Origin of the sequence: Priestia sp. FSL H7-0729, from assembly GCF_038005685.1 — a bacterium.
Taxonomy (GTDB): domain Bacteria; phylum Bacillota; class Bacilli; order Paenibacillales; family Paenibacillaceae; genus Paenibacillus.
The window spans coordinates 1,254,255-1,276,267 of sequence record NZ_JBBOTQ010000001.1; the positions used below are offsets into that span (position 1 = coordinate 1,254,255).

Annotated in this window: 16 protein-coding genes; 7 read left to right on the plus strand and 9 right to left on the minus strand. The window is 47.6% G+C overall.

Going from position 1 to position 22,013, the window contains the following annotated elements; all coding sequences use genetic code 11:
• Window positions 1-11: 11 nt before the first annotated feature.
• From MHH93_RS05210 to MHH93_RS05240, 7 genes are all read right to left on the minus strand, one after another.
• On the minus strand, window positions 12-920 hold the full coding sequence (locus MHH93_RS05210; RefSeq protein WP_500053102.1) for a hypothetical protein: 909 nt from the start codon (window positions 918-920) through the stop codon (window positions 12-14).
• A gap of 22 nt (window positions 921-942) precedes the next feature.
• Window positions 943-1,686: a polysaccharide deacetylase family protein gene (locus tag MHH93_RS05215; RefSeq protein ID WP_500053103.1), complete on the minus strand. Its 744-nt coding sequence runs from the start codon at window positions 1,684-1,686 to the stop codon at window positions 943-945.
• 470 nt (window positions 1,687-2,156) lie between these two features.
• Window positions 2,157-2,660, minus strand: coding sequence for a ferritin (locus tag MHH93_RS05220; RefSeq protein WP_253434589.1), 504 nt, complete (start codon window positions 2,658-2,660; stop codon window positions 2,157-2,159).
• A 156-nt stretch (window positions 2,661-2,816) separates the two neighbouring features.
• A complete protein-coding gene (locus MHH93_RS05225) occupies window positions 2,817-2,936 on the minus strand; it encodes a hypothetical protein (protein WP_017688846.1) in 120 nt (39 codons plus the stop codon).
• 93 nt (window positions 2,937-3,029) lie between these two features.
• Window positions 3,030-3,287 (minus strand): YolD-like family protein, encoded by a 258-nt coding sequence (locus MHH93_RS05230; protein ID WP_036608707.1) that lies wholly within the window; start codon window positions 3,285-3,287, stop codon window positions 3,030-3,032.
• A gap of 148 nt (window positions 3,288-3,435) precedes the next feature.
• Window positions 3,436-5,127 (minus strand): COG1361 family protein, encoded by a 1,692-nt coding sequence (locus MHH93_RS05235; protein ID WP_500053104.1) that lies wholly within the window; start codon window positions 5,125-5,127, stop codon window positions 3,436-3,438.
• Window positions 5,124-11,834, minus strand: coding sequence for a CLIPPER-2 domain-containing protein (locus MHH93_RS05240; RefSeq protein WP_500053105.1), 6,711 nt, complete (start codon window positions 11,832-11,834; stop codon window positions 5,124-5,126). The genes MHH93_RS05235 and MHH93_RS05240 overlap by 4 nt, the downstream gene beginning before the upstream one ends.
• A gap of 233 nt (window positions 11,835-12,067) precedes the next feature.
• Between MHH93_RS05240 and MHH93_RS05245 the strand changes: the two genes are divergently transcribed.
• Window positions 12,068-13,210, plus strand: coding sequence for a GGDEF domain-containing protein (locus MHH93_RS05245; protein WP_500053106.1), 1,143 nt, complete (start codon window positions 12,068-12,070; stop codon window positions 13,208-13,210).
• 101 nt (window positions 13,211-13,311) lie between these two features.
• On the opposite strand, the gene MHH93_RS05250 is transcribed toward MHH93_RS05245, so the two are convergent.
• Together MHH93_RS05250 and MHH93_RS05255 are read right to left on the minus strand one after the other, a co-directional pair.
• Window positions 13,312-13,833 carry a hypothetical protein gene (locus MHH93_RS05250; RefSeq protein ID WP_500053107.1) on the minus strand — a complete coding sequence of 174 codons (522 nt, stop codon included), beginning with the start codon at window positions 13,831-13,833 and terminating at the stop codon, window positions 13,312-13,314.
• A gap of 71 nt (window positions 13,834-13,904) precedes the next feature.
• Entirely contained in the window at window positions 13,905-15,545 is a 1,641-nt protein-coding gene (locus tag MHH93_RS05255; RefSeq protein WP_500053108.1) for a PDC sensor domain-containing protein, read from the minus strand.
• A gap of 459 nt (window positions 15,546-16,004) precedes the next feature.
• Between MHH93_RS05255 and MHH93_RS05260 the strand changes: the two genes are divergently transcribed.
• From MHH93_RS05260 to mnhG, 6 genes are read left to right on the plus strand one after another with little or no spacing between them, the layout of a single operon-like run.
• Entirely contained in the window at window positions 16,005-18,959 is a 2,955-nt protein-coding gene (locus tag MHH93_RS05260; RefSeq protein ID WP_500053335.1) for a Na+/H+ antiporter subunit A, read from the plus strand.
• 1 nt (window position 18,960) lies between these two features.
• Window positions 18,961-19,299, plus strand: coding sequence for a Na(+)/H(+) antiporter subunit C (locus MHH93_RS05265; protein ID WP_036670645.1), 339 nt, complete (start codon window positions 18,961-18,963; stop codon window positions 19,297-19,299).
• A complete protein-coding gene (locus MHH93_RS05270) occupies window positions 19,292-20,770 on the plus strand; it encodes a Na+/H+ antiporter subunit D (protein WP_500053109.1) in 1,479 nt (492 codons plus the stop codon). The genes MHH93_RS05265 and MHH93_RS05270 overlap by 8 nt, the downstream gene beginning before the upstream one ends.
• 6 nt (window positions 20,771-20,776) lie before the next feature.
• A complete protein-coding gene (locus MHH93_RS05275; protein WP_500053110.1) occupies window positions 20,777-21,253 on the plus strand; it encodes a Na+/H+ antiporter subunit E in 477 nt (158 codons plus the stop codon).
• A complete protein-coding gene (locus tag MHH93_RS05280) occupies window positions 21,253-21,537 on the plus strand; it encodes a Na(+)/H(+) antiporter subunit F1 (protein WP_017688855.1) in 285 nt (94 codons plus the stop codon). Before MHH93_RS05275 ends, MHH93_RS05280 begins: the two co-directional genes overlap by 1 nt.
• Window positions 21,521-21,913, plus strand: coding sequence for a monovalent cation/H(+) antiporter subunit G (gene mnhG, locus MHH93_RS05285; RefSeq protein WP_076249568.1), 393 nt, complete (start codon window positions 21,521-21,523; stop codon window positions 21,911-21,913). Before MHH93_RS05280 ends, mnhG begins: the two co-directional genes overlap by 17 nt.
• The last annotated feature ends 100 nt before the right edge of the window (window positions 21,914-22,013 follow it).

Genomic DNA, 22,013 nt, shown 5'->3' on the forward strand with positions numbered 1-22,013 from the left:
CCGTGGATCACTCAAGATTTCACAGATACAGCCATGCCAAGAGCTTCCAGTGGTACTTGATCAGTCTTGAGCTGATGAATTCTATGACCTTCCTGCCATGAGATCGTTACATGGACAGACTTTCCGCCACTTGGATATTCAACCTGAATATATCCTTTATCTTTGGGTATGGGCAATGTATGTGACTCCAGATACTCCACCATTTTCTTCGCTATGCCCGGATTATTCATATCATCTTCGGAAACTGAACGAATCTGTAGCGTCCATCTGCCTTCTTGCCAAGTCAGATATTGACTGCCTGCGGCACCTTCACTCATACCTTTGATACCATGTCCCAGATCCACAGCCATATCTGCTGGAATATCTTTCAGGTCCGTCTCCGGGAAAATATGATCCTGATCAGGGTTTTCATACGTCTTCACTTCATAGGAAGCCAGCACAGGGATCTTACTGTCGGATGATGTTAAAGATTGATCATTAACAGCAACAGACTTCGTCGTAGCGTAGAAATTCACTTTAAATGCATCAGCAGTATTGGATGGTATTGCCGCACCCAAAGATGTACCTTTGTCCAATGTGAATGAAGTGGGTAATGCTGCCCCCTGCAACTTCAACTGGTTGCGAACTTGCTTAATCACATCATTCACATCTGATTGACCTGCAGCAGTAGGCTTGCTGCCCGCCTGCGATCCTGATGCGCTTTCACTATCCGTTGTGTTCGTGCCCTCTTGGGTTCCTGCTGTTTCATTTTCATTAGAGAAATCAGCGCCACCGCTGCCGCTCTGCTCACCCACTGTTGTCGTGGGTGAAGAACTATTCTCTGACGATGAAGCATTCGAATCCGGTCCACCACAACCCGCCAGAGCAAGTAAAACAGCTGTCGTTACCGGAATGGTCACCCATAATGATTGTTTCCTCATGATGTGTACCTCCTTAAAAAGATTAACGCTTGTCATTCCAGAAGTTAACCGGCTGCACTTTCTTGCTTAATATTTCAAAGCGATACCCTTCTGCCTTCAATGTTTTCAATACTTGTGGCAGAACTTTCAGTGTCGCTTCTTGGTCGTGCATAAGCACAACAGGTGTAGTTCCGCTCTTTTGTACATTGTGGATCTGCTTCATTACACTGTTATAGACTTTCTGGTGATCTTGCTTGTATTTCCAGTCTTCCGAATCGACATTCCAATCCCACAGATGGAATCCACCTTGACCCAGCAGAACATTACGGAAAGCCGATTTAAGGTATGGTTTACTGCCATATGGCGTCCGAATGAGACTTGTTTTTACTCCGGCAACCTTGTTCAGACTTACATTTGCCTGTTGCATCTCTTTCAGTCCGCTATAGGCAGATTTATAGAATTTGCTAGGAACGTGACTCACGCCATGCAGACCCAATCCATGCCCGTCAGCTACGATTCGTTTAGTAGCCTTCTGAAATTTCTCCATCTGAGGACCTAGCATGAAAAATGTTGCCTTCGCATTATACTGATCCAATATGTCCAGTAATTGACCTGTGTGAGCGGTTGGCCCATCATCAAAAGTCAGGTATATGATCTTGGAATTTGTTTTGCTTGCACGATCCTTGGATGTAGCAGATTGGGCAGATACCGACTGCGGCAATAAAAGTGGAATGATTAGTAAAATAGCAAGTGTGACCATGATAGATTTGCGAATATGTAACATCATTAAAAATCTCCCTTGTGTGTTATATTTCCCCGGGTGTCCATGTTTTTCTACCTTCATCCCTTGGCGATTAATCCTAATACTATCAAAGGTAGCGACTCCTATTCTCGCTTCAAAGGCTACGGTAGAGTTACACTTTTGTCAGATAAACCTAAAATTTAATACGAATTTGATAGATTTGAGCAAAAAAAGATCCCGTCAGGATAGATCAATTGTGACATATCCTTTATTACCCACATTCAGAATTTTGATAGACTTTTGCTCCAATTTAAGAAAATCAATACAATAATTAAATAGCTATGCATGCAAAAAAAGCCTGCACAAGTGCAAGCTTTTTTCGTCTTCAATCAGCATATGGCATTAACCCGTCATCCCTTGCGAGGAGAACTCCCTCCTTTGTTATGAGGGTGATTTCCACCTGCCGTATGTACATGTCTTCTGTTTTTGGAATCTCGCCGACTCCTTACGTGCATTTATTCAGCTGGTGCAGTGAATGAACGTTTGCCAAACTCGGCATCCAGCATGTAGAAGGCATTGCTATCTTTTTCGATCCGGCGCAACTTCTGAATAATGTTGTCAAACAATGCTTCCTCTTCAACCTGCTCATCAATGAACCATTTCAGGAAATACATCGTTGCATGTTCACGTTCATTCAGAGCGATGTCAGCCAGATTGTAGAATTTTTTCGTGTTCTGCTGTTCATGAGCATAACCATGCTCAAACACATCCAGCATCGAAGCATATTCATTCTTCGGTTCTGGCAAAGCCGCTAGTGTGGCACGTTGTCCACGATCATTCAGGAATTTGTATATTTTCATACCATGGAATCGCTCCTCTTCGGCTTGCACGATGAAGAAGTTCGCAAATCCATCCAGACTCTTGCTAGAACAATAGGCTGCCATAGCCAGATATACATGAGCGGAATAGAACTCGAAGTTCATCTGTTCATTTAAAGATGCTGTTAACTCTTGGCTCATTATCCAAACACCTCTTTCTTTCTCTAGGGATGGTTATATTCTAACATAACGTCAGCTGGACTTACACCGATTTTCTACAAAATTCGCCAATGACTGAACGAACAAAAAAGCTCTGCCGCGATGGCAGAGCTTCTTTCATTCTTTAGATAAATGCAATTATACCAAGAACGCTTTGGAGATGATAACCAACAGGATGAACAGAACCAGAATGGCACCTACAGAAGTGAAACCTCCGTATCCGTAGCCTCTTGTTTCTCCACCTAATACTTCGCTCATTGACCGTACCTCCTCTGCAACAGGTATGGGTTATCTTATGCAGGAAGAACGACTTTGACAGGGCGGATGCCCTAATATTTAAAATTGCATTTCTTAATAACGGGGAGATTGTACACGCATGATATCCAGAAAAGGCACCTTTGCCGTGAACTCTTCTTCGGTATACTCTACATGCACGAGTCGTGTACGGGAGTCCATTTTGACAATGACTCCTTGCACCTGGTCTTCCTTCCCCCATACGGTCAACAGTACTTCCGAACGCTCCCGAAAAGCTTCAACTAGTTGATTTCCCAACTCTTCAAGTTCGAATTCATCCCGTGTAGGTCTTTTTGCTACTTTTGCTTTTGCCAATGTGGCTGCCTCCTCTACTCCGACGTCCCGATTCCACGGGTTGATTGCCGAGTTCGTATTCAATTAGTATACCATTCATTTGCGTTCGTGTAATGTCATGTCAATCGATTGGGGCAAATTCCATTTCATCTTCGTAAACTAGTTGGCGTTATTCTTCACGGTATTCGATAACAATCATGTACTCGTTCGATCGAGCTTCACCACTTCGTCTCTGTCCGTTCAGTTCATAGGTGTACAGGGCAGTCAGGAAACCATTCAGCGTTCCTGTTTCCTCCGGAGACAGCTGCGCTACATAGAAAATATTTTTCTCCGCACCCGGGAGCAGTTCCCCCAGATGAAGATATCTTGGCGAAGAGTATTCGGGTATGTTCCATTGAACCTGACCTTCCTCCTGACCACGCCATTTGGCTCCGGGTGGAAGAACGCCTGTCAATTGTACACGGGCAGACAGAGAGCCTGTATTCTCGACCCGCACCTGAAAAGATACGGAGCCTCCCTGCTCGACTAGATTAGGATTTACTTCAACGTGAACATTGATCAACGGGCTTTTCAGGTAGACCGTTGCTTCGTTGGAAGCAGCTATGCGCTGCACCGTTCGTGAATCCGGCAATCGATACGTATACAAGAGACGCGCTTGGTTAACCAGCTCGGATGGATTAGACATAGCCGTCCCTTGTTCTATAATCTTTGCTTCAAATTGAATATTGACGATAGACCGTGCAGTCAATGTCCCCAGACTAACTCCTTTGACCGGATTGACCCCGGGTCGCTTGACTCCATTCCAGCTGAGGCTCCCTTCAACAAACGTCATGCCAGCAGGCAATGAATCTGATACTTTGGCATCCACCGCATAATTACTTTCATTCGCAATGGTAATGTCATATCGTACAATGTCATCCAATGAGACAACTACCGGATGTACCTTTTTTTGAATCGAAATAAAAGGCTGGATGACTTCAAGTGTAACTTTGTTTGAATAAACGATCTCCTGCTTGCCTGCAGAAGTGTACTCCAGCACCGCCTGAGTTGGAATGCTTTCAGCATCCTTTACCGATACAACCTGTACCCGATATTGAATAGTAACCGCACTTCCGGGCTCAATGTCACCGATCTCTATTCCAGAATCCGGGGTCATCTGGGGTGCGAACATTCCATTGATTACAACACTTGCAGGAATAAATACAAGACCAGGAGCCAAAGCGATAGTCACCTTGGCACCTGTAGCTGTCAGAAATCCAGGATTGCTCACAACGACACTATACAAAACCATATCCCCTGAGAAGGTCGAGATATGGTCCGACTGAAGGACCACTTCCAAACGGGATGAGGCTAGAATGACCTCAACCGCATTGGAAAGTTCTCTGCCTTTAACCGTTCTGCCTTCTGGTGTTAGAAATTCATAGTTTACCTGCGCCTGATTCAACAGCTTCAATGTCGGAGGCAAACGCACGATGACAACTTGAAAGTGGTAGCGCAGTGTGGCTCCCGGCGCGACCTCCGCAGGAGGCAGCCCAAGCTGGGGTGATGCACCAGGTAATGGAATCCCATCACGAAGCACACTGTTCGGAAGCAGTGACGTATCTTCAGAGAGCGGATCCACTACATGCACGATGGCGGTTCGATTACCAGAATTCGTAATCTCAATCTGATAAGTGAGCGACTGCCCCAGGGCAGCTACAGTCACATTGGATCCCTTTCTTACTTCAAGTTTGGGTCCAACCCATGGGGTGACTACGGTATTGGAATAGGCCACCTGTTCCAGTTCAGTCGTACCCGAGCTGAATCGAACCAGGGACTGATTCTGTAGCCAGTGGGACAACGGACCGGAAGATTGGCTCATATCACCACGACCTCTACTCTGAATGTCACGGTCACCGAAGCACCAGCAGCAATCGATCCAAGTGTTATTCCGGTATTCGGATTGCCGGTTGGTCTTGCTACCCCATCCACCGTTACGCTTCCAGGTACAAACACCGTTCCTACGGGTACAGGGTCAACCATGACCACATTATTAACCACTTCTATACCGGCGTTTGTAACAACAACCGTATAGGTGATCACATCACCAACAACAGCATCAATGGCATCAGTACTTTTGACAACTGTCACGTTAGGTGCAGAAACAGGGATTACCAGAACGTTCGAAGATACGGTACCTGTCAACTGACGACCATCCGGCGGACTAAATGTATAATTGGCCACGGCTTGGTTAGTCAACCGCTGATCTTGCGGCAGCGAATCCACGGTAACTTCTAGAGTGACAGTTACAGTAACGGATCCCCCTGGCGGTATGATGCCTACAACAATGCCTGTTTCCGGATTGGCTCCTGGCTGCGGAACACCATTAATTAATACACTGTTTGGAAGAAGCACAGCTCCATCCGGAATGTTATCTGTCAAGGTCAGATTGGCAGCCAAATTTCCACTGTTAATAATGGAGAAAGAGTACACGATGGTATCACCAATCGTTGCATTGGATGTATTGGCTGTCTTCGTTACAGCTATAATCGGTTGATAAATTGGTGTGACTACGATATTCGAATATGAAGCACCCGAGAAGACACCCGATGTGAAACTTACGGCAGACTGACTGCTCACAACAGGTGGTGTAGGCAGCGTATTGACTCGCACTGCATAGGATATTGCTGCTGAGGCTCCTGGAGCCAGTGATCCAATGGCAATGCCCAGTGCTGGGTTAGCCGAGGTACGCGGAACACCATCCACCAGAACACTTCCAGCGACAAATGTGGTAGCTGGATCGATCGGATCGGTTAGTACCACATTGTTAACGGGATCAATTCCGTTGTTGGTCACAACCATCTGGTACACAATGGTGTCGCCGACCACTGCATCTACCGACGTTGTTGTCTTCGTTACACTTACATCCGGTGCAGATACCTGAATGTTGAGCGAATTGGATGTTAGACTGCCTCCCAACGTTCTTCCGTCTGGCAGTGTATACGTAAAAGTTGCAGAAGCCTGGTTCGTAATGGATTGGCTTAACGGAAGAGTGACAATGACAACCGAGAACATGACCATGGTTGTTGTTGACACAACGCCCAGCGGAATGCCCGAAGCCGGATCGGCACCCGGTACAGATGCACCATTGACGATAACGCTATTGGGTACAAGTTCCGTTCCCGCAGGGATCGTATCCGTCAACGTAACCGAGGCCCCATAGTTCCCGGCATTGGAGATGGCAATACTGTAAACAACGGTATCCCCTACTGTGGCTATCGTCTGATCCCCCGTTTTGACCGCCGTCAGGATCGGCTGGAACACTGGCGTGGTAACCGTATTGGAGAACGTCGTAGCTGAGAACGCGCCTGATGTAAAGCTGACCGTGGATTGATTGTTCAAAACGGCACTTGCCGGGAGCGAAGTAACTTGAACACTAAATACGACAGTCACGGTAGCCCCAGGCGCAATAGAACCAATGGTAATCCCGGTTGAGGGGTTGGCAGCTGGACGGAGAACCCCATCCACAAATACACCAGTTGGCGCAAGAACAGTGCTTGCCGGTATCGCATCTGTAAAGACTACATTGTTGACCGTCGCAATACCGTTATTAGTCACTGCTACGCTGTATGTCACAATATCGCCAACAGATACCGACGTAGATGTCGTCGATTTCACTACAGCGACATCCGGAGCTGACACGGTGATGGTGAGTACATTGGACAGAACAGAGCCTGTAATCGTCCGACCGTCCGGTAATGTGAAGGAAAGAGCCACCGAAGCCTGATTCACCAGTTGTTGCGGTGACGGCAGCGTATCGATAACCACGGAAAAAGTAATAGTTGTTGTCGCACCGGCAGCGACAGTGCCTGCTGAAATACCTGTTGCTGGATTGGCAGCAGGCAACGGCTGTCCATTCACAATGACACTGTTTGGAACGAGAATGGTTCCCGTCGGGATATTGTCCGTCAAGTTAATCTGGGCTCCATAGTTACCCGTGTTGGATACAGTGACCGTGTAGCTAACCGTGTCACCTACGGTCGCGTTCTGTGTACTTGCCGTCTTTGTTGCAGAGAGAATGGGCTGGAATACCGGCGTGACCACCGTATTGGAAAACGTTGTGCTCGAGAAAGCCCCTGATGTAAAACTCACTGTGGATCGATTACTCAGCTGGCCGCTTGGCGGTATCGCATCCACACGGAAGGTAAAAGTTACAGTTGTAGACGCTCCTGGAGCAAGTGTGCCGAGTGATATCCCGCCTGCCGGGTTGGCTGCAGGTTGCGCTACACCATTCACGGTGACACTGCCTGTGACAAAGGAAGCCCCAGCAGGGACCGGGTCCGAAAACTGGATATTGTTCACAGGAGCTATGCCACTGTTTGTTACCTGAACGGAGTAAGTGACGGTATCACCTACCGCTGCCGCAGTTGAAGATGTACTTTTAACGACAGCAACGTTTGGAGAAGAGACCGGAAAAGTCAGCGTATTTGAAGTGGCTGTTCCTGTTAACGTACGTCCATCAGGAGGTGTAAAGGTAAAGGAAGATGTAGCAAAGTTGCTAAGCTGCTGTGGAGACGGAAGTGTATCTACAACTACTGCAAACGTAACAACCGCGGTTGCCCCAGCTGCAACAATGCCTACCGGAATACCCGTTCCCGGCGCCGCTCCAGGCTGCGGCACACCTGATACAACAACACTGTTGGCTACAAATGAAGTCGCAGCAGGAATCGTATCTGTGACGGTAACATTGGCCTGCAAATTGCCCGTGTTGCTGACAGTCACCGTGTATACTACCGTATCACCTACAGTGGCATTGACTGTATTGGCCGTTTTGACGAGTGAAATCTGCGGTTGGATAACCGGAGTCTGTGTTGTATTGGACGAGGATGACCCCGAAAATGAACCGGATGTGAAACTGACCGTCGACTGATTGTTAATCTGCGAAGGGATCGGCATGGTAATCGTCACCTCAAAAGTTACGGTAACCTCAGCTCCTGGAGCCAAAGTACCGATTGGAATACCGGCGGTCGGATTGGAGAGCGGGAATGAAGTCCCGTTCACAATGACGCTTCCGGGTACAAATGGGGTATTCGGAGGAAGAGGATTGACATATACCACATTGTTAACTGCTACGGTTCCGTTGTTGCGAATAACAGATGTGTACCTGATGACATCCCCCACTACGCCGTACTCTACATTATCACTGTTTACAATTGTTACATTGGGCAGAGAGACAGGAATCGTGATGGTGTTGGATGACGAGAATCCGGCAATCGCTCTTCCACTTGGCAGTGTGTAGGAGAACGAACCAACCGCCTGGTTAGTCAATTGTCTGGAATCAGGCAAACTTGTGACCGTTGCAACAAAAGTAACGGTTGTGCTTGAGTTGGCTGGAATTGAGCCCAAACTAATACCTGTTACCGGACTTACACCTGGTGTAGGTACACCATTAATAATGACACTGTTCGTACTGAAAACAGCTCCCGCAGGAATCGGATCGGTCAAGGTGACCGAAGCTGCAATGTTACCTGTGTTGTTAATCTGAATACTGTAATTAAAGGTATCTCCTACCGTCAGATTCGTTGTACTTGCTGATTTCACCACTTGAATGACGGGCTGAAATATGGGTGTACTCACCGTAATCGATGAAGAGATGCCATTAAAACTTCCCGACGTAAAGGCTGCGCTGGCACGGTTGGTAGCTGATCCTGTGGAAGGAACAGACGTCACTCTGGTCTGGTAGGTCACGGTGACGCTGCTTGAGCTGTTTAAGGTTCCGATAACAATGCCTGAGACCGGACTTGCACTTGCGGAAGCTGTTCCGTTAATGGTGACACTGCCCGGCACAAACTCCGAGCCGGTTGGCGTATCCGAAATCACCAGATTTTGGACCGCACTAATTCCGGCATTGGTTGCAATAACGGTATAGGTAAGGATGTCACCCACAGTCGCATCAGGTGTATTTACCGTTTTGCTAATCGAAATATTAGGGGCCGATGCAGCTATGCGAACGATATTGGATTGACTTGAGCCTGAGAGATTTCGTCCGCTCGGAAGTTGGTACGTATAAGTTGCGGTACCCTGATTCTCCAGTGTTGGCGGAGATGGAAGAGTACTCAGTGTTGCGCGAAACACGACCGTTGCCGTGGCTCCTGGCGAGAGGCTGCCCAGCGTTATTCCGGTTAAAGGGCTGGTTCCCGGACGTGCAGTACCATTCACCGTTACCGAATTTGGAACAAACGTCAATCCTGCAGGGATGGTATCGGTTACCGTAACTTGAGCTGCTATGTTTCCGCTGCTTGTCACCACAAGTGTATATGCAAGCTGATCTCCCAGCGTCGCATTTGTTTGACTCGCCGACTTGTTAATCGCAATGATCGGCTGGTACACAGGGGTAGTAATCGAATTGGAGTTGGAAATGCCCGTAAAGGTACCTGAACTATAGGACACAGAAGCCCGATTAAGCAGCGATCCTGATGCAGGCAAGGATTGAACCGTTACCTGAAACGTCACCGTCGCGGAACTTCCCGCAGTCAATGTTCCAACAGATATACCACTGTTTGGATTAGCCGATGCAACGACAGCTCCCCTTACAGTCACACTCCCCGGAACAAATATAGTGCCTGCAGGGAGAGCATCCGTAAGAATCACATTGTTAATCGGTTGGATGCCACCGTTCGTGGTAACCACCGTGTAGGTGAATGTCTCCCCTACGGCTACGTCACTCACGGAAGCCGATTTAACTGCGGTAACATTGGGTAATGTCACCGGAATCGTCAAGGTGTTAGACGCTATTGTTCCTGTTATAGTCCTTCCGTCAGGCGAGTTATACGAATACGAAGCAGTAGCCTGATCCACAAGGGTTGGCGGTGTAGGCAAGCTTGTGACAAGCACTTGAAAGGTGACGGTATTCGCGCTGCCCGCAGCAAGGCTGCCCAAATTCACACCAGTCGCGGGATTGGCGCCTGCAATGACATTTCCGTTCAGGCGGAAGCTGCCTGCTACATACGAACTGCCACTTGGGATGTTATCTGTCAATGTGACGCTAGCCGCAACATTCCCTCCATTGTTTACCTGAAGCGTGTACGTTACCGTGTCACCCACCGTGGCATTAGTGGTACTCCCCGACTTCACAATGGACAGGTTCGGTGAATATACAGGAAGTGTGGAGTTGTTGGAGGGAATTACGCCAGTAATCGTCGGCCCTCCTGCCACACTCTGGAATGTAAAAGCTGCATTGGCCGAGTTTACAAGCTGCAAGATGCTTGCATCCTGTCCGATAAGTGCCCGGTAGGTTACAACAATATTGCTGGAGAGGTTTAATGCACCCAGCGGAATACCCGCGGTTATATCCAGGGTTGGGCGGGATACACCTGCAACTGTGACGCTCCCAGGAATAAAAGTAAGTCCTGCAGGCAATGAGTCGGATAGAACTACACTGGCGGCACTGGCCGTACCTGCATTGGCAACCGTAACCGTATAGAGAATGCTATCCCCCGCTACCGCACCGGTGGCCGTTGATCCCTTCGATACGGTAATTCTAGGTGCGTTAATATCGACCTGAATGGCATTGCCATTAACGATGTACGCATCGCCTGAAGTCGTTAGCGTAAGCACTGCCGAAGATTGATTGTTAATCAGCCTGGCAGACACATCCACATTGGTGATATCCCAGCCTTGACGACCACCTACAATGTTGGAACCCGGAGCTCCGTTGATCTGATTTCGAGTTCCAAAGGTGCCCGTTGTGTTAAGCGCTCCCGTATCACCATTGATTTGGGATGCAAAGAAGTTCGCAGCCAGATTGTTAGGTCCGGATAAGGCCACTGAAGTCGCAGAGGTCGGCCCGAATAATGCCTGATCACCTGTTCGATTCGCGTCACCTTCCTGGGCACTGAACAGCGCTCTTCCTCCGAGTACACCGGAAAGTGGGGTTGCGAATCCAGTCAATGTTGTTACGACCGGTGGTGAAGTGGATTGCACAAGTACGCCGCCTGCACGTAAAGACATATTACGAAAAGGGAGATTGGGATTCTGATAAATAACGCCAAGCGTCCACCCGGCATGATTGGCTGTAGCATCATTCGTAATCACAATCGTTCCCACGACTGCTCCAGTGATATATGTACCTGCTCCCCCATTTTGTACAAGCGTCGTCACGTTGGCTGAACGTACATAACCTGCGGCGTTGTTCCCCAGATCGAACTGATTGTAAGTCACCGGGTCAGGTGTAACACTGAATGAACCGGCAGGGGTGATGAACGTAACCGGATTGTTGATCGCTGAGCTCAGATTGACAGTTCCATTGATATAACTCCCGCCCCAGATTAATTCCGCATACAGAACGGTACTTCCGGCAGGAAGAACAAGGATGGCCGCGGAACTGTTACTCTGGTACAAGCTTGTCGTTCCCAGTGGGTAGGTGCCGTACTGGAGAGTGCTGTTCGTTGTGGTAAAACCTCCAATACTGTCCTGTGTTCCAGGTACCCCCGCTGTTTCCGAACGACTCAGTCCAAGCGTATTACCCGTAAACGTAATTGCTCCCGTAGCGTTGACGGTAGAACGAACGACAAGAGGAATAGAATTCACCTCCCTTCAGCAAGAATTACAATCTTATGAAACGGAGCCTTTTAACAGTCTATGATGCTCTCTCCGAAATTTGTATGTCCCTTTTCGTAAAGTTTCTGTCTTCTATGTGATATAATGTAAGCTTAGTTCTCATGCTTAAAATATAATCATTTGCGTTTTGTTCATTGTGATTTATAATCAATTTATACGAGAGTCATTCTGTCGTACCATTATGATGCAGTCAGCGGTGATATATGAAAAGTTTCCATACGCACAATAGCCACATCCCCACAGAATACGAGTTCAAGCATTCCAAATGGATTCAAAAAATGCTCCATGCCTACTGGGTTGTCATCATTGCACATTTTGCCATTCAGGTTGGCTGTTTCCTGTTCCTGGTGTATGATCGCACACCTCAAGATTTCTTGATAAATGTCCTGTTCTGGCCTACAGCCATCAGCAGTTCTTGTATTTTGTTCGCGAGTTGGGTTGATCGGCGCTTCAGTTCCTATTCCTTCTACACCATGTCCATAGCCAGCACGGTTATCGCCTGGACGATTATTCATGTCAATTATGACATTCGAATCATATTAGCCATCTGCCTGTTGCCCATCTTCGCTTCGGTGCTGTTTTTCAGTAAAAAGAGAGTCTGGATTGTCTTTCTGATGCAGATGGCTGGTTACTTTCTGGTATTGTTCGATCCAGCCTACCGATTGTACCTGTCTTCATTTGACATGGTTTCCATTCCTGCTTTTCTAATCCTAGGTACATATGTAGCACAAGTTATCGTAACCAGCGGCGTTGAGGTGCTTGATGATCTTCAGGCCAGCATGCTTGCCAAGCAGGATCTTATTGTGCGAAATGCCATTATGACCAAACAGTCCAAAACAGACGGTTTAACCAACCTTTATAATCAAAGCTCATTCAAGGATTATTACGAAAAAGCTTTTGAATATGCAAACAGTGGCATGAGTCTGCATCTGGCCCTGATTGATATTGATGACTTCAAATCCATTAATGATACGTATGGTCATCGGGCTGGTGACATCATTCTGGAGAAAGTGTCCCTGATCATTCAGGAAACCATTACCTCAAGTGATATTGCAGCACGTTACGGGGGCGAAGAGTTCGCCCTATTGATGTTTGAGCAATCTTTCAAGCAGGCCTATGCTCTAGTGGAACAGATTCGTCAGAAGATAGCCCTGATGGGCCATCTGGAACTTGAAGGTGCTTCCATCACGGTTAGTATCGGTCTCAAAAGCTACAGTCCTCATCTAAGCAAAGATAAATTGTTTGAGGAAGTCGATGCCTGTCTGTATGCCGCCAAACGAACAGGTAAAAATAAAACCGTAACATCACTTGATCTGACTTCGTCCTTGGTAGAGAAAACAAATTAAAAAAAGTTGTGCTGTACACCGAAATTCCGGTCTGTACAACACAACTTTTTTTGGGGTTTGCATCTGATTAGCGGGCCGATCTCATTCATACGTCTAAATTCTTATTCCGCCCATTCCCAGCGATGGCGATTTTGCTCAAGCCTGGAATGAAGCTCGCCTGATGGTCCATCGATGATGAGACGCAGCTCTTTGATCCAATCCTTGAAGGAATCAAATGAGGCAAACCGATTTGCCATCTCTACCGTCATATACAAGAAATGAGGAGGTGGATACTCCGCAGTGATATGGCGCAGTGCGCTATCTACAGGCGTATATTTTTTCCTCTTACCCTCAAGCCCCTCCACACGTATACGTGAAGTCGGATGTTCCCGCCGCCAATCATGCAGGCGGTCTTCTCTTTTGTAATATGCCTGTATGGGTTCCTTGCTCATACGCTTAAACGTACTCTCGTGTAAAGGATACAGCACAAGCTGTATGAATGAACGAGCATCCACCGTTGCAACGGCGCGTTCGAGTTGCTCATCCGTCACATGTTCGAACGAGTCATAAAAAGTCAGTGTGCCTTTACGGCTGGCTGCAGGTGGCTCATAACCGTAAGGTACCGTTGTATATTTTCCAGACATTTCACCCCTCCTTGTCTATACGCTGATAGGCACAAAGATAATTGGGATAACCCAGCTAATGTTATTATACGCTATCGATCCTGCTTCAACTCGGAATAAAATGTCATTCTGTTCTTGCCAGCACGTTTGGACGCATATAACGCTTCATCCGCCATCCGGATAATCTCACTTGGGTTATTGCTGTTGGTTGGATATTCAGCCCCACCGATGCTGCATCCAATCCGAATTCGCTCGTAATCAATAATAAACGGTTTGTTCAGACTTTGAATGACGGCTTCTGCATAAGCACTGGCTTCTTCCCTCGGATGGCTTCCAACCGACTGAAGTACAATCAGGAATTCATCTCCACCCAAGCGGACCGTTATGCCCTTCTCCTGACCAAGAGCGGATAGACGCTGGGCCACTTTTTGTAGCAGAACATCTCCAACCTGATGGCCAAGCGTATCGTTGACACGTTTGAATCCATCAAGATCCAGATAGAGAAAAGTTAGCGTATGATCTTCACTTTCAGTCTCCAATGACTCTTCCAGATACGCTTCCAGGGCAGTGCGATTCGGCAGATTAGTCAACTGATCAAAATGCGCCAGATTCTGCATCACAACCAGCTCTGAGTTTTTATTCGTAAGAGAGGTCAGCATATCCCGAAGTGAGCGAGACAATACTTCGATCTCCTTAATTCCTTTGTTTTCGGGAATCTCCAGATCTTCTCCTACTCGCAGTCGATTGGCTACCCTGGTAAGACGCACAATTGGGGCAGAGATCAGACGCGAGACAAACCAGCCAATTAGTGCAAACAGCACGGTAACGGCAAGTCCTGCCCACACATTAAACCACATCAAGTCAAACACGGAAGCAAAAGCAGTCGACTTGACTTGTCGAATGACTACGCTCCAGCCTAATCCAGGATAATCCAGATGACCTTGGCTGTAGGCAAACCCTGTCACATATTCCTTACCATCAGGCCACTCTTCAATGGACCAGCTGCTTTTGTTGCGCTGAGCCTCTGCGATACCAGGCAAAATGAGTGGTTTACCAATCCATTCCTTGGGCCCCAGCAGGACGGTATGTTCTTTTTTGCTCACAATGAAGAACTCAATATCCTTTTCTTCTCTTTTCAATGGAGCAAGCACTGATTCTTCGACTTCCTTTGCCCATTCCCAGCTTAAATGTGCAGCAAGCACACCCTGAATATGTCCTTTGCTATCCTTCAGCGGAAAACTGATATCGACAAATTGCAACGGCTCTCCCGTTGGATTCGGCAGCAGCTTGGCTAGAAGTACTGCGTTATGCACATCTCCAATGAACTTACCCTTGATTCCCTCCTGATACACAGGTCGCTCTGATAAATTTTCCCCCAGTAAGATGCCATCTGTCGCAGCTAACACTTTTCCCTTGGGGTCCATGAATCCAACCCAGGAGAATGAGGGAAAGCTATCTTGTAGCTGATCCAGGAGCATCTGAATCTCATCAGGTTGGAATCCATCTTCGAGCGAAGCCATTCGGCCCAGCAGGTCGAGTTCCCCCGCGCGCGCGGCCATGAACCGATCGAGCTTATCCGAAGCCTGTGAGGCCGTGCCTGTAAGCGAGTGACCAATCTCAGTCTCGACCGCACCGAATGACTTTTGGCTAAAAATAGACCCAATCGTCAAGGTAACCAGCAGGGATAACACAGCGAAGATGACTGTAAGCACAGTTCTAATTTTGAATGACATTATTTCCTCCATTACACGGTGAAACCATCTTGCTTCTCAACATAACTATGCTGCAAAGAGTACACGGAATGTCACCTCGGACGTGTCTCAAAACTCGCTGAAGTGCATCTTTTACCGCCTTTTCGCCCCCTGCTGCGTCACTTTCCTTTGACGTGCCCCGGCACGCCTGCGGAAAACTTCCTGGCTTGGAACGAAAATTCGGCAAAATCTGCTTCTTCGGAGTTTCAGACACGCCCTAATCGTTTTCATATTTATCGGAACTTGTGTGTTTTTTTATTATACATGCCCATACAATATTATACTGAAATCTTCACCGTGTTTCTTCCATTCAAAGAATAGACACGATTCTGTATATACATACTTGGGTTATGAATATAGAGAGCAAGCATAACCTTTTGAGGATTATGCGCCTGTATGTCACAGAGAGTAGTCGAAATACTAAACATTGGGGGTGTAATGTTGAGCCTGCTTCATGTTGCTGTTATTCTGCCTTTTGCTGCTGGCATTTTTCTTGCCATGCTGCATCGTTTTTTCCGTAAAATCCATTTGGGATGGCCGGTTCTCCTTGTCCCGGCACTATTATTTGTATACTTTGCGAGTCTCGTTCCCGCTGTGTCACAGCGCAATACCGTATCCGGAAATATCCCATGGATTCCTTCACTGGACATTGGATTCAACCTGTATCTGGACGGTCTGAGCCTCATGCTGACACTGCTAATCACCGGAATCGGTGTCCTCGTTGTTCTCTACTCCATCTTCTACATGGATATGAAAGAAGCGCTAAACCGCTTCTACCTGTATCTGTTGATGTTTATGGGAGCCATGTTGGGCGTGGTGCTGTCTGATAATATGATCGTGCTATACGGATTCTGGGAATTGACCAGTATTACGTCATTCCTGTTGATTGCATTTCATTACAAACGTAAAGCCTCGACTTCAGGAGCACAAAAGTCCTTCCTGATTACGGTATTTGGCGGTTTCGCCATGCTTACCGGATTCATGATGATGTATCTTATTACCGGAACGTTCAGTATTCGTGCCACTATTGCTGGTTTGGGACAGTTTCAGGAAAGCGCACTATTTCTGCCAGCGCTTGTCTTGATCCTGATTGGAGCTTTCACCAAGTCAGCCCAATTCCCGTTCCATATCTGGTTGCCGGATGCCATGGAAGCTCCTACACCAGTGAGTGCCTATCTGCACTCCGCCACGATGGTTAAGGCTGGACTGTACGTTGTGGCAAGGTTCACACCGATCTTCGGTGGACAGGGACTTTGGTTCTGGCTGGTCACCGGCGTTGGTCTTCTGACTCTGTGTTATGGATCATTCCTGGCGGTGAAAAAAAACGATCTCAAAGCGATTCTCGCCTATTCGACCATCTCTCAACTTGGTCTGATCATGTCCCTGTTCGGGGTTGGATCTGCTGCTCTCTACTTCGGATATGGCGAGTCCTCTGCGATGTACACCGTGGCGATAACCGCTGCGCTGCTTCACCTGTTTAATCATGCGACCTTCAAGGCCGCTCTGTTCATGGTCGTAGGCATTGTCGATCATGAGACGGGTACACGTGACATTCGGAAGCTCGGTGGACTTGCATCATTCATGCCAATCACTTTCACCGTAGCACTGATCGGCTCACTTGCCATGGCGGGTATTCCGCCGTTCAACGGATTCCTGAGCAAGGAGCTATTCTTCCAGGCGATGGTCGAAGTCACGCATCTGCGAATCTTTGGACTTGGGTCCTGGAGTGTTCTACTGCCGGTATTCGCTTGGCTTGCAAGTGTGTTTACCTTGATCTATGCGCTTATTATCGTGTTCAAAACATTCCTCGGTCGTAGCCAAAGCGATATTCCTGCCGAGAAGCTGCACGAAGCGCCCGCCGGTATGCTCATTCCGCCCGTTGTTCTCGGTATTCTTGTCATCATCTTCGGACTCTTTCCGAACCTGCTGGCCGGAACACTGATCGAACCGGCAATGGCCGCTGTGCTTCCTTCCCTATTGAATGGGAACGAACGCTTCGATGTACATTTCTCTCTGTGGCATGGATGGACTCCGGAACTGATTATGACGATCGGAGTCGTGATTCTCGGAATCACTCTCTACAAGCTGTTGCCACGATGGAGGAATATTTATGAGCATTATCCACAAGGATTAACGATTAACAATATGTACCATGTCGTTCTGGATAATCTTCAGCATTATGCACGCAAATGGACGGAAGCCTACATGAATGGCTCGGTTCGTAGTTATCTCGTTTATATTTTCTCATTCACAGTTGCTTTACTGGTCTATGCCTTCTTCCGTTCAGGTGAAAATATTACCTGGAATCTGCAGGGCAATGCGCCCTTCTCATTCTATGAAGTCGTCCTGCTAGTCACCCTAATTGGTGCCGCGGTTTCGATTCCATTTGCCAAGAACAGACTGTCGGCAGTCATTATGACCGGAGCAGTTGGTTATCTCGTAACCCTGCTGTTCGTACTCTTCCGGGCGCCCGATCTGGCGTTGACGCAGATGATTGTTGAAACGGTATCCGTTGCGTTGTTCCTGCTCTGTTTCTACCATCTGCCCGAACTGCAACGAGGCAAATCAAGCCGCAGTTATCTCACGGTCAATATGATCGTAGCGATTGCAGTAGGTGTCGTGATGACTTTTGTTGCACTGGCTGCAAGCGGAACTGCATCACTCGACAGCATATCTACGTTCTTCCTTCAGGAAGCGTATGACTCGGCCGGCGGTAAAAATGTCGTAAACGTGTTATTGGTTGATTTCCGTGGATTCGATACGTTATTGGAGATTATGGTACTAGGCGTTGCTTCGTTGTCCATCTACTCCATGATTAATCTGAACCTCGAAGCCAAAGATCTCGGAGCCCGCTTGAAGTTCCGCAAGAAGGAAGAAAAACAGGAGTCCGAACCTGATGTGGATGATGAAGCGGACAATACGAAAAAATATGGTAACCGGGAACGCAGCTCATCCTCCTGGGATACTGTACCCTTGCAGAGTAATGATGTATTGCTGCAAACGACCACCAAAGTCGTTGTGTTCATCATTCTGACGTTTGCCATGCACCTGTTCTTTGCAGGACACCACAATCCGGGCGGAGGTTTCATCGGCGGCTTGGTCACAGCGGCAGCGCTCGTATTAATTGCCCTGGCATTCAGTACGGATACGATACGCAAAGCGTTACCCGTTGACTTCCGTGTCCTTACAGGAATCGGATTGGGTATAGCGTTACTGACTGGTGCGGGTTCATTTATATTCGGAGTTCCGTTCCTAAGTCAGACCTTCGGATATTTCGAACTTCCTTTGCTGGGAGAGACCGAACTCGCCACGGCCATGCTGTTTGATCTTGGCGTGTATCTCGCTGTGCTGGGTGTCACCATGACCATCATTCTACAGATCGGGGAGGATCGCTGATATGGAAATATTGATGTGTGTAGCCGTGGGCATTCTGTTTGCGGTTGCCGTCTTTCTAATCTTGTCGCGGAGCCTGCTCCGAATCGTACTTGGCATGTCCATACTAACCCATGGTGTACATCTGCTTTTGATCACCATGTCACGTCTCAAAACCGGGGCACCACCTCTGCTTGGGGAGATGGCTGAACGCTATGTCGATCCGCTTCCTCAGGCATTAATATTAACGTCAATTGTTATTAATTTCGGGCTCACTGCCTTTTTCTTCGTTCTCTCCTATCGCTCCTATCTGAAATTGAAAACAGACGATATGGAAGAAGTAAGGGGGCGCCCATATGAATAATCTCGTCGTCCTCCCGATTCTATTGCCTTTAATCACAGGTGTTCTGGCTTTGCTCTTTTTCCGAAAAACAAATATCCAGCGGATCATTAGTGTCATCGGACTTTTGTTTACAGCAGCGGTCTCAACGATACTCATTACGCGGGTAGCTCAGTCTGGCGTTCTAACGCTTAATATGGGCGGATGGGCACCTCCCTATGGTATTGTGCTTGTTGCTGACATGGTATCGGCGCTACTTGTCGTCGCCGCTTCCATCATTGCACTGGCTTGTCTGCTATATGCATTCCGCAGTGTAAACAAAGAGAGAGAAGAACATCACTTCTATCCGTTCTTTCATTTTCTGATCGCAGGAGTTAACGGTTCATTCCTAACCGGAGATTTGTTCAATTTGTTTGTCTGCTTTGAACTGATGCTCATCTCTTCCTATGCACTGATTGTATTGGGTAGTACGGAAAGACAGCTTCGTGAAACGATCAAATATGTCTTGATTAATATCGTTTCTTCAGCCCTGTTTGTCGCTTCCATTGGCTTCCTCTACTCCATTACTGGCACACTGAACATGGCAGACTTGTCCGTAAAAATTGCTGAAGTGGGACAGAGCGGTGTCATAACCTTAATTGCTGTTCTCTTCCTGATCGTATTCAGTATCAAGGCCGGACTGTTCCTGTTCTTCTGGTTGTCGGGCTCTTATGCCGCACCACCTGCTGTTGTCACTGCATTGTTCGCAGGGTTGCTCACCAAGGTTGGTTTGTACGCCATTGTGCGAACATTCACACTGATCTTCTATCATGATCCAGATTTCTTCCATGCACTGATCGGATGGATGGCAGGTGCAACAATGGTTCTTGGTGTCATCGGTGCGATCTCATACCGCGATGTAAACAAGATCCTCATCTATAACGTAGTCGCAGGTGTAGGATTTGTTGCTTTCGGTATGGCTGCAGCGAGTCGTCCTGCACTGGAAGGTCTGCTCTTCTATATGCTGCATGACATGTTAATCAAAACATTATTGTTCCTGCTCGGCGGTGCCTTAATCGCTGTTGCAGGAACATCCAAGCTCGATAACATGGGCGGCCTGATCTATCGCTATCCGCTGCTCGGCTGGATGTTCTTCATCAGCGCACTTGCCTTGGCAGGTTTGCCGCCATTCAGTGGATTTCCGGGAAAGTTGCTTCTCTTTGAAGGAGGCTTGCAGGCAGGCTTGTATGGTCTTACCGGAATTGCGGTGCTTTCGAGCTTGTTGATGTTATATTCGGTACTGCGCATCTTCATACAAGCGTTCTGGGGCGAACCGCCTGCCGGGGTTACAAGACGCCCTTACGCGGTGAACGGTCTGCTGATTCCTGCCGGAATTCTGTTTGTTTTCATCATCGTAATGGGTGTGGGGGCTGAAGGCATGTTCCAATTGACCTCCCGCGCAGGCGATATTCTACTGCATCCCAATATTTATATTGATGCCGTATTGAAGGAGTAGATGTCTATGGCCTTTCAGATCGTACTGAATCTTATCATTGCTTTTGTATGGATGTTTCTGAACAATGCCTGGAATGGTATTGGTTTTCTCATAGGTTACCTGCTCGGGCTGCTTCTCATCGGGGGAATGCGCAGATTCTTCCCCCAGCGCTTCTATATTGTTCGAGTCTGGGCCATCTTCAAATTGATTGCACTGCTCTTCAAGGAACTGGTGCGAGCCAGCGTTGAGGTTATACGCCAGATTATCAAGCCCAAGCTCGACATAAGGCCAGGTATTTTTACGTATAAAACTCAATTGTCCTCAGATTGGGAGGTTACTCTTCTCTGTCTGCTTATATCCTTAACACCAGGTTCTCTGCCACTTGAGATCTCAGGTAATCAGCGAAAATTGTTTATCCATGCGCTGGATATAAAGGATGAACAAAAAATGAGAGATGATATTCAAAACACATTCGAAAAAGCAATTATGGAGGTGACGCGTTAATGTTATCCTCACTGTTGTTCATCTCATTGCTCATTCTCTCCCTAGCCATACTAGGTTGCCTGTACAGGGTGCTTCGGGGACCATCCATGGCTGACCGGATTACCGCATTGGATACCATCGGGATCAATGTAATTGCCATCGTCGCCGTTCTGTCGATGATGCTGCAAACTCAGGCCTATCTGGATATCATCTTGCTGATTGGTATTCTGGCTTTTCTAAGTACGGTGGCATTTGCACGTTATATTGAACGGGGGGCGGTATTCAAAAATGATGGAGATCGTTAAGGTAACCGCCGAAACAGCTATAGGTTTACTCGTACTGCTTGGTGCACTACTTAGTGCCCTCAGTGCGTTCGGACTTATTCGTCTGCCCGATGTATATCTGCGAGCTCATGCCGCAACCAAAAGTATGACATTGGGTGTTTTCTGTGTACTAAGCGCTACGTTTTTCTACTTCTGGTACTTCGATAACTATATCAGTGCCCGGTTGTTGCTAGGTATCCTGTTTGTATTCATCACGGCTCCGGTCGCCGGACATCTGAACGGACGGGCTGCCTATCGCACAGATGTGCCGCTCTGGGAGCAGAGCGTTCAAGATGAACTGGAACCGTTGTTAAAAGGTAAAAAGGTAAACCATGAAGCCAAGGACATGATGGAGTAATCCCCCATTTCAGGCATAGTGAATACCCCCGAGGATCAGCCGCCCGTTTCGCGGGTTGTTCCCCAGGGGTATTTTTTTATTTCTCACACACTGATCATAT

What these genes read in the sequence shown, in the direction of transcription:
- MHH93_RS05250 (WP_500053107.1), bottom strand. Translation starts at nt 13,833, where the DNA reads ATGTCTGGAAAATATACAACGGTACCTTACGGTTATGAGCCACCTGCA.
- mnhG (WP_076249568.1), top strand. Translation starts at nt 21,521, where the DNA reads ATGATGGAGATCGTTAAGGTAACCGCCGAAACAGCTATAGGTTTACTC.
- MHH93_RS05235 (WP_500053104.1), bottom strand. Translation starts at nt 5,127, where the DNA reads ATGAGCCAATCTTCCGGTCCGTTGTCCCACTGGCTACAGAATCAGTCC.
- MHH93_RS05270 (WP_500053109.1), top strand. Translation starts at nt 19,292, where the DNA reads ATGAATAATCTCGTCGTCCTCCCGATTCTATTGCCTTTAATCACAGGT.
- MHH93_RS05280 (WP_017688855.1), top strand. Translation starts at nt 21,253, where the DNA reads ATGTTATCCTCACTGTTGTTCATCTCATTGCTCATTCTCTCCCTAGCC.
- MHH93_RS05265 (WP_036670645.1), top strand. Translation starts at nt 18,961, where the DNA reads ATGGAAATATTGATGTGTGTAGCCGTGGGCATTCTGTTTGCGGTTGCC.
- MHH93_RS05245 (WP_500053106.1), top strand. Translation starts at nt 12,068, where the DNA reads ATGAAAAGTTTCCATACGCACAATAGCCACATCCCCACAGAATACGAG.
- MHH93_RS05255 (WP_500053108.1), bottom strand. Translation starts at nt 15,545, where the DNA reads ATGTCATTCAAAATTAGAACTGTGCTTACAGTCATCTTCGCTGTGTTA.
- MHH93_RS05225 (WP_017688846.1), bottom strand. Translation starts at nt 2,936, where the DNA reads ATGAGCGAAGTATTAGGTGGAGAAACAAGAGGCTACGGATACGGAGGT.
- MHH93_RS05275 (WP_500053110.1), top strand. Translation starts at nt 20,777, where the DNA reads ATGGCCTTTCAGATCGTACTGAATCTTATCATTGCTTTTGTATGGATG.
- MHH93_RS05220 (WP_253434589.1), bottom strand. Translation starts at nt 2,660, where the DNA reads ATGAGCCAAGAGTTAACAGCATCTTTAAATGAACAGATGAACTTCGAG.
- MHH93_RS05210 (WP_500053102.1), bottom strand. Translation starts at nt 920, where the DNA reads ATGAGGAAACAATCATTATGGGTGACCATTCCGGTAACGACAGCTGTT.
- MHH93_RS05215 (WP_500053103.1), bottom strand. Translation starts at nt 1,686, where the DNA reads ATGATGTTACATATTCGCAAATCTATCATGGTCACACTTGCTATTTTA.